Annotated in this window: 5 protein-coding genes and 1 pseudogene; 5 read left to right on the forward strand and 1 reads right to left on the reverse strand. The window is 59.2% G+C overall.

The annotated features are described in order from the left end of the window. The 5 genes from RMO15_RS15755 to RMO15_RS15775 form a co-directional block, all read left to right on the forward strand. Window positions 1–557: pantoate--beta-alanine ligase (locus RMO15_RS15755; protein WP_309714401.1), on the forward strand; the 557-nt coding region annotated here is incomplete at its 5' end. Then, on the forward strand, window positions 554–1,075 hold the full coding sequence (locus RMO15_RS15760; RefSeq protein ID WP_309714402.1) for a flavoprotein: 522 nt from the start codon (window positions 554–556) through the stop codon (window positions 1,073–1,075). The genes RMO15_RS15755 and RMO15_RS15760, both read left to right, overlap by 4 nt. Further along, a complete protein-coding gene (locus RMO15_RS15765; RefSeq protein WP_309714403.1) occupies window positions 1,072–1,722 on the forward strand; it encodes a phosphopantothenoylcysteine decarboxylase in 651 nt (216 codons plus the stop codon). The genes RMO15_RS15760 and RMO15_RS15765 overlap by 4 nt, the downstream gene beginning before the upstream one ends. Further along, window positions 1,719–2,075 carry an aspartate 1-decarboxylase gene (gene panD, locus RMO15_RS15770; protein ID WP_309714404.1) on the forward strand — a complete coding sequence of 119 codons (357 nt, stop codon included), beginning with the start codon at window positions 1,719–1,721 and terminating at the stop codon, window positions 2,073–2,075. The genes RMO15_RS15765 and panD overlap by 4 nt, the downstream gene beginning before the upstream one ends. Next, window positions 2,072–2,734, forward strand: a complete 663-nt coding sequence (locus RMO15_RS15775; protein ID WP_309714405.1) for a hypothetical protein — start codon at window positions 2,072–2,074, stop codon at window positions 2,732–2,734. The genes panD and RMO15_RS15775 overlap by 4 nt, the downstream gene beginning before the upstream one ends. Here the strand turns inward: RMO15_RS15775 and RMO15_RS15780 are convergent. After that, window positions 2,726–3,257: pseudogene (locus RMO15_RS15780) on the reverse strand (hypothetical protein); the annotation flags it as partial. The gene RMO15_RS15775 and the pseudogene RMO15_RS15780 sit on opposite strands and share 9 nt — an antisense overlap.

A 3,257-nucleotide genomic window follows, 5' to 3' on the forward strand; every position in this document is an offset into this window, starting at 1 on the left:
CTGACGACTGCCAAATGCTCGAAGCCATCGGCTGTGGATTTGTCTTTGCCCCCACCTACGAGACACTCTACCCCGATGGCTACCGGTATCGCGTCACCGAGAATTTAACGAGCACACTCCTAGAAGGTGCCCACCGCCCCGGCCACTTCGACGGCGTGCTCACGGTTGTGCTCAAGCTCTTGAATATCATCCAGGCCAACGCGGCGTTCTTCGGGGAGAAAGACTTTCAGCAGCTCCTCTTGGTGAAAGAAATGACCGAGGCGCTCTACCATCCCACCAAGATCGTCCCCTGCCCCACGGTACGCGAGCCCGATGGCCTCGCGATGAGCAGCCGCAACCGCCGCTTGACTCCCGCCCAGCGTGCACTTGCCGCGCAGTGGGCCGCGATCCTCGCTGATCTCACGCTCACCGGCGACCAAGCCACGCAAAAATTAGAAGCGCTCGGCTTCCGTGTAGACTACATCGCCGACCACTGGAACCGCCGCCTCGGGGCCGTTCATACGCCTCCCCTTGATAGTGGCCCCGTCATCCGGCTGATCGATAATATTGCGTTATGAACATTCTCTTCCAGCTCTCCGGCTCTATTGCCTGCTACAAAGCCTGCACGGTCATCTCAAGGCTTGCGCAATCAGACCACAGTGTGCAGTGCGTCGCCAGCGAGTCCGCGCTGAAGTTTATCGGGGCAACAACGCTGGAAGGGCTTTCTGGGAAAGCACTTCTCACGGACACGTTTGCACCAGGGCGGTGGATGGAGCATATCGAGCTCAACCGCTGGGCGGATATTTCGGTAATTTGTCCTGCGACGGCAAATCGCCTCAATAAAATGGCCGCCGGAGTCGCCGACGATCTGCTAGGGAACCTCTGGCTCACACATGACTTTGCCAAGCCGCTGTTCGTTGCCCCCGCCATGAACACGAAGATGTGGACGCACCCGGTCACACAAGAGTCGGTGCAAAAACTAGAGAGCCTCGGCGTGATAATCCTGCGCCCTGAGGCAGGTAATCTCGCGTGCGGCGATGTGGGCGAAGGGCGCTTGATGGAGCCAGAGGAGATCCTGAAGGCGATCTTAAAATGAATGTCTTAATTACCAGCGGTGGGACGCGCGAGCCCATTGACGGTGTTCGTGTGATTGCCAACTCCAGCACGGGTGCCACAGGCGCAGCCCTCGCCGATGCATTTTTTGCGGCAGGCTTTGACGTGACGCTACTACGGGCCAAAAACTCAGTCAAAGCGGAAGCCGCTGTGACGGAACGCTTCTTTGTCACCGTCGCGGATTTGGATCGAGCCTGCCACGAGCTGCTCTCCACAAAACACTTCGATCTTGTGATCCACGCCGCCGCCGTGAGCTATTTCGTGGTAGAGAACGTGATAGTTGATGGAGTGCGGTACCGCACGCCGCTCACCGGAAAGCTGAGTTCTGTAAGCAAGCTCTCCCTAGACCTGGTGCCAGGCAAGAAGATCCTGCCCGAGCTCAAGGGCTACAGCCAGAACTCAGATCTCAAACTTATCGGCTTCAAGCTCACCGATGGCGCAAGTGAGACGGAAATTACGGCGGCGGTGGCAAAACTCCTCACTGCGGGAGCAGATCTGGTGGTTCAGAACGACCAACAGACCATGGCGACCACCCGCGCCGTACTCTGGGATGCCCACGGCCCCGGCGAACCGCTCCCTACTCTCTTAACGCTTTGCAACGCGCTCATCGGGTATGCTAAAGCGCTATGACCCTACCGATGCTTTACTCCAAACTCCATCGCGCCACCGTGACGGGAGCGGATCTCCACTACGAAGGCTCCATTGCCATTGACCCAAAGCTCATCGCCGCCGCGAAGCTCCGACCGCTCCAGCTGGTCGAAATCTACAACATCAACAATGGCGAGCGTTTCTCCACCTACGTGATTGCAGGCTCACCCGGCGAGGTCTCGCTCAACGGGGCAGCGGCACGGCGGGTGCACAAAGGCGACTTACTGATCATCTGCGCCTACTGCCAGGTAGCGCTGGATGAGGCCGATACGCACACCGCACAGATTGTTCTGTTAGGCGAGGGTAACGTAATCGAGAAGACCTTCGAGCAGTGAGCTACTTAGTCGGGCTGGCGGGCAGTGTTGCAGCGGGCAAGAGCACGCTGGCGGTGCAGCTCGCCCAAAAAGAGCAGGCACTTGGCAAGACGGTCGAGGTGGTCTCCACGGATGGCTTTCTTTACCCCAACGCGGAGCTGGAGCGGCGGGGCTTGCTGGCACGCAAAGGCTTCCCCGAGAGCTACGATGGGGCAGCATTTGCAGATTTCCTGGACGCGTTGCGAGCCGGAAAGTCAGCCAAAGTTCCGATCTATTCCCACCAGACCTATGACATTCAGTCAGACAAACAACTAGAGATTCCGCCTTCGGATCTTGTCATTATCGAGGGCATCAACGCGCTCCAACCCGACTTCACGGCTGGCAAGTTGGATTACAAGCTCTACCTCCACGCTGAGGAGACCGATCTGTTTCGGTGGTACCGCGAGCGACTTTTGCGGCTACGTCACGAGGCTAAAAGCGATCCCCAATCCTATTTTGAGCGTTTTCTGGAGTTCACGGAGGCGCAGTGGGAGGCACGGATCAAAACGATTTGGGAGACGGTGAATCTCCCGAATCTACGCGAGCACATCCTGCCGACGCGCGATTTGGCCGACGAAGTGTTGGTGAAAGGGCCGGATCATGCGATGCTGAGCCAGCCCTCCACACGCTTCTTACTCTGAGTCCGCTGAACCTGCTGGACGAGCTCCGCGGAAGCGCCGACGCCTGCCGCCACGAGGGGTGGTCGGTGCAGCTTCGGTAGAGTCCAGACCACTTCCTTCCGAGGAGAGAAACTCCTCGATGGGTAGTAGCGCCCCTTCCAGAGGAACCTCGGAGAGTGGGAGGAGTTCTTCTAGTGAGGGACGACGGACAGACTCGGTTTCGGCAGCAGGCTCCGTCCCGACTCCCTCGGCCTCTTGCTCCGAAGGGTGCCGATCACGGCCACCACGACCACGCCGGCGCCGTCCAGGGCGCTCGGCATTGCCGTCTTCAGACCCCGCAGACGTAGTCTCCGCTCGTGGTTCTACAAGGCGCTGTGGTGCTTCGGCAGGCTCGGGTAGTTCCCCGTCTCGACCTCGCGACGTAGGTAGCTCCGCGAGGGCGGCCTGGAACATCGCCTCATCCTCTGCCGAGATAGACTCCGCTCCTAAGGCGGATGGGGTCTCAAAGACAAAGGGGAGGGTCGGAGTTGGAAGCTCGCTTGCC

The sequence above is a fragment of the Armatimonas sp. genome (assembly GCF_031410135.1).
Lineage (GTDB): Bacteria > Armatimonadota > Armatimonadia > Armatimonadales > Armatimonadaceae > Armatimonas.